This window comes from Oribacterium sinus (genome assembly GCF_963537195.1).
In the GTDB taxonomy this organism is placed as follows: domain Bacteria; phylum Bacillota; class Clostridia; order Lachnospirales; family Lachnospiraceae; genus Oribacterium; species Oribacterium sinus_A.
In genome coordinates this window covers 1-4,907 of the sequence record NZ_CAUTEG010000138.1, presented here as the reverse complement: position 1 = coordinate 4,907, position 4,907 = coordinate 1, and the positions used below count along the sequence as shown (strand labels likewise).

At 42.2% G+C, this 4,907-nt stretch carries 2 protein-coding genes; one reads left to right on the top strand and one right to left on the bottom strand.

All coding sequences use genetic code 11. The features are described 5' to 3' along the window. Nucleotides 1-1,512: 1,512 nt before the first annotated feature. Entirely contained in the window at nt 1,513-3,495 is a 1,983-nt protein-coding gene (locus RYL27_RS10845) for an alpha-amylase family glycosyl hydrolase (protein WP_183684767.1), read from the bottom strand. A gap of 375 nt (nt 3,496-3,870) precedes the next feature. Here RYL27_RS10845 and RYL27_RS10840 point away from each other — a divergent pair, with 375 nt between their 5' ends. Continuing rightward, nucleotides 3,871-4,758: an ROK family protein gene (locus RYL27_RS10840; protein WP_314967161.1), complete on the top strand. Its 888-nt coding sequence runs from the start codon at nt 3,871-3,873 to the stop codon at nt 4,756-4,758. Nucleotides 4,759-4,907: the final 149 nt, after the last annotated feature.

Sequence of the window (4,907 nt, the reverse complement as noted above, 5' to 3'; positions counted from 1 at the left end):
GAGATCTATCGCTGTGACTGGAGTTCAGACGTGTGCTCTTCCGATCTCCACCACTTCTTTGATAGCTCTCAAAATGGCGGGATGTTTTTTATGATAAAAACTGTGTACCATAGCATTTTGTCTGTCTATTGCCAAAAGATACTGGGATAAGTCATTGGTTCCGATAGAGAAATAATCAACTTCTTTAGCCAGATCCTCCGCTATAAATACTGCTGCCGGGGTCTCTATCATCACCCCTAAGGGAATTCTTTCCGCCATGGGAATCCCTTGTTTTTCAAGCTCAGTCCTGCATTTATGGAATAAGGCTTTGCTTTCCCTGACTTCTTCCAAACTGCTGATCATCGGAAGCATCACCGAAAGCTTACCGAAGGCAGAAGCCCGTAATAGAGCTCTTATTTGTGTACAGAACATTTCCTTTTCCATAAGACAAAAGCGAATGCCCCGAAGACCTAGAGCAGGATTTTCCTCCTTTGCACCGGCATGATAAGAAAGTACCTTGTCCGCTCCCAAATCACAGGTTCGGATAATAACTTCTCTTCCTTTCATTTCCTCCAGGATTTCCCGATAGCTTTGAAACTGTGTTTCCTCGGAAGGAAGCTTGCCTTCCTCTAAAAATAAAAATTCCGTACGATACAGACCGATTCCTTCAGCACCGGATTTTAGCAGCTTTTTGGCATCTATCGGAGACGACATATTGCCATATAATTTTATGCGCTTTCCGTCTAAACTGATACAATCCTCATCTCTCAGTTTTTCAAGCTCTTGCCGTTCTTCTTTCTTTTTTTCCATAAGCTCCCGGTAATAAGCCAGCACTTCCTCCGTAGGAGAAAAATAAGCCACCGCTTTTTCACCGTCAATAATACAGTATTCTCCGTCTTCTATGCCCTTCAGTCCCTTGCATTGTACCAAAGCCGGGATTCCCAAGGATGCCGCCAGAATCGCCGTATGACTTTGTAAGGATCCCTTCTCCGTAATAAATCCCAACAGCTTATCTTTCGGAAAACGAATGGTGTCCGATGGCCCAAGGTCCTCTGCCAATAAAACACAAGGCTCTTCCTTGGTTGCGACTTCCTTTCCGCTTAAAATAGAAAGCATCAAGTTCAGAATATCCTGCATATCCTCCGCACGTTCCCGAAAATATGGATCCTCCATACGCCGAAAAAGCTTTTCCTGTTTAGTAAAGGCTTTTTTCACCGCATATTCCATGGTATGACCCTTTTGTACCAAGCTAAATACACTGTTTTGCAGAATTTCATCGGAAAGCATCAACGCATGAACCGAAAATATCTTTGCATCCTCATTCTGCATTTCCAAAAGAGCCTTTTGATAAAATTCCTCTTCCTTCGCTATTGACTTTAAAAAGGCTTCTTTTCCCCTCCTTTTTTCCTCCTCTATACCTTCTCCGGATTTTTTCAGGTAGGAAAATTGAAGCTTCCTTTTAAAATGTACCGGTCCCATGGCAATGCCTGAAAAGGCGGAAAGTCCTTCCAGTATCTTCATAAACTTTCCTCTTTAGACAAAGGAGGTTTTCAACCACAAAAATCCATGGGCAGGAAGAACAAGGTCTCTTGCTTTACAGGACTTTCCGGAAAGTAGATCCACATAATCCTCCACTTCGGACACATAGGCCACCTGCTCGGATCTGGCAAAGTTGTAGAAGCAAAGAATCTTTTCTCCTTCATAATATCTTCCAAAGGCAAGGACATGGATGTTCTTTGTATCAATTATCCAAGTATCCGCCATGGTTGAAAATGCTTTATGCTTTCTTCTTAAATCCTCCAGCTCCTTCAAACCGGTGAAAATCTTTTCTTCTATACTGCCCTTTTTCTTTCTCTTCTCCGCCTTTTCCCATGGGAAATTTCCACGATGAAGATAACGGGAATCCACTTTTTTAATATCATCCTCATGATAGCTGTAGTCATTTTCCTGTCCAATCTCATCTCCGGAATAAAGTACCGGTATACCGGACTGACTCAGCAAAAAGGCATGGAGCATTAAGTCAAGCTGCAAAGCCTCTTTGATTTTATGCTCATCCTTTTCATAGGCAGCCGCTTCCAATCCGCAAAGAGATGCGGTGGTACCGCAGAGTCTGGCATCTCCCCGTACCGGATCATCATTGTACAGCTCTCCTCTTGCATCGGAATCCTCCGTAAAGCCTCTGAAATAAGCATTTAAAAAGGCTTTATGCGGAATCTCCGTAATGGAAAACTGCTCCAGGAAAGCGTAGTCCAGTCCCCAACCGATATCATCATGACAACGAAGGTAATTCAGAAATACCATGTCCTTCGGAAGGGCAAAGACCTGTCCCAGCTGATGCTGCATCAAACGGGTATCCTGGGTAGCTACGGTATGCCAGGTAGATGCCATAGTGGTAACATTATACAGCATGTGACACTGGGGCTTCTCCAGACTTCCAAAGTAAGGAACTACCTTTTGAGGCTCCATTACCACTTCTCCCAAAAGCAATACACCGGGAGCCACTATTTCCATCGCCATACGGAAGATGCGAACTAATGTATGTACCTCCGGAAGGTTTCGACAGTTTGTACCCAGCTTTTTCCAAATATAAGGAACCGCATCCAGGCGGAAAACATCCGCTCCCTGATTACACAGGAAGAGCATATTTTCCAACATATCATTTAAAACCGTAGGATTCCCATAATTCAAGTCCCACTGATACGGATAAAAGGTAGTCATAACAACCTTTTTCGCTTCTTCACAATAGGTGAAATTACCGGGAGCGGACTCCGGAAAAACCTGAGGAACCGTACGTTCAAATTCGTTGGGAAGCCCCCAGTCATTAAACATAAAGAAACGATCCTGAAATTCTTGTTCGCCGTTCTTGGCACGTTTTACCCACTCATGTTCCTCGGAGCAATGGTTCATGACAAAATCCAAACAAACACTGATTCCTTCTTCATGGCAGACAGAACATAAACTCTTAAGATCATCCATAGTTCCCAATTCCGGTTGAACCTTGTGGAAATTGGATACCGCATACCCCCCGTCAGACTTTTCCTTTGGACTCTCCAGAATAGGCATCAAATGCATATAATTAAAGCCACATTCCTTAAGGTAAGGAATCCTTTTTTCCACGCCCTTTAAGTCTTTTCCGAAGCAATTGGTATATAAAAGAACTCCGATAAGGTTGTTTCCTTTAAACCACTGGGGCTTTCTCATTCTTTCTTGGTCTAATGCTCTAAGCTCAGGAGACCGTTCTCTGGCATATTTATCCAAAAGAGAAAGAAAATATTGAAAGGATTGTTCATTGCTTCTATACAGCTCATAATATAGCCATTTCAACTCATCCATATGGGTAGCCAGACGGTTCTGATAAGCCGTAATATAGTCATCCTGAACTTCCTCTACCGTATTCGTTACCTTCGTTTTCACTGCATTGGGCTCCAATGCTCTCAGCCTCTTTTCGGTGCATTCTTCTATCTTCATCTTATCTGTTTTATGCTCTTTGCTACCCGTTTCCTTTTTCTTCCCCATACTGATATCCCTTTCTATTATAGCTTTTCTAGAAGGTAAAGACTTGACCTCTCCAAGCGCTCATCTTCCAAGATGCCTGAAAAACTAACTCTTTTCTTCTTTGGAACATTTTCCTCATTATACCCTAAAGCAAAATAAGCAACAAGGAAAAGTGAAACAGAGGATACACTTTGTTTCTATTTAATAAAATAAAATATTCAACTTATACAAAAAGCATGGATAATCAAAAGAAAAAGGGAATAGACATTGCATTTTTGTCAAGCATTCTATACACTGAAGGGAAAAGAAATTGTAGAGTTTTCTGCATTCCATCATAAGCAAGGAAGCCGAAATTATATTCGGGTTTCTTGTTCAGAATTAAAGCGAGGTAAATACATGTATTACGGATCCCTAGAAGCCGGTGGAACTAAGATGATTTGTGCCGTTTGCGAGGATAACGGAAAGATTATTGAGCAAGTTTCCATTCCCACATTGAGCCCGGAGGAGACCATTCCCAAAATCATCGATTATTTTAAGGATAAAGACATTGTCGCCCTGGGTGTAGCCTGCTTTGGTCCCATCGATTTACATAAAGATTCCAAAACCTATGGCTATATTACCAGCACCCCGAAGCTCAAGTGGCAGAACTATCCTTTGCTTCCCACCTTACAGGAAGCTTTATCCATTCCCATGGGCTTTGATACGGATGTAAACGGATCTCTTCTGGGAGAGATTTCCTTCGGCTCCAGTAAGGGTGTGGAAAATGCCATTTACCTAACCATAGGTACCGGAATCGGTGGAGGTGTTGTCAGTAACGGAAAATTACTGCACGGTATGTTGCACCCGGAGCTTGGACATATGCTCTTAGTTCCCCATCCAAAGGATTCCTTTGCAGGAAACTGTCCCTTCCACAAAAATTGTTTTGAGGGCATGGCCTCAGGCCCTGCCATCGAAAAAAGATACGGAAAGAAAGGCATTGAACTTGTAAATCAAAATGAAGTTTGGGAAATTGAAGCCTACTACATCGGTCAGGCTCTATGTAACCTAATCTTAACCCTCAGTCCGGAGAGAATTATTCTGGGAGGCGGGGTAATGCATCAGGAACAGCTCTTCCCTTTGATTCGTAAAGAAGTAGCCGCCCAGTTAAATGACTATCTTAAAACCAAAGAATTAGCAGATTTAGACCATTATATCGTCCCTGCCAGTTTAAATGACAATCAAGGTATACTGGGATGTTTACAGCTTGCCATTGATGCAAAAAAGGAAGCAGAGGCAGTACGATAAAGAATTTAAAAGGGGCTGTAAAGATCAAAATGATTTTTTACAGCCCCTTTTATTCTTAACGAGTATCGCTCGCAAAGCGTGCGATATCTAGTTTAATATAACAGAAAAAGGAAACTTAGAAGGATGAATACCCAAAACGAATTGAAAAC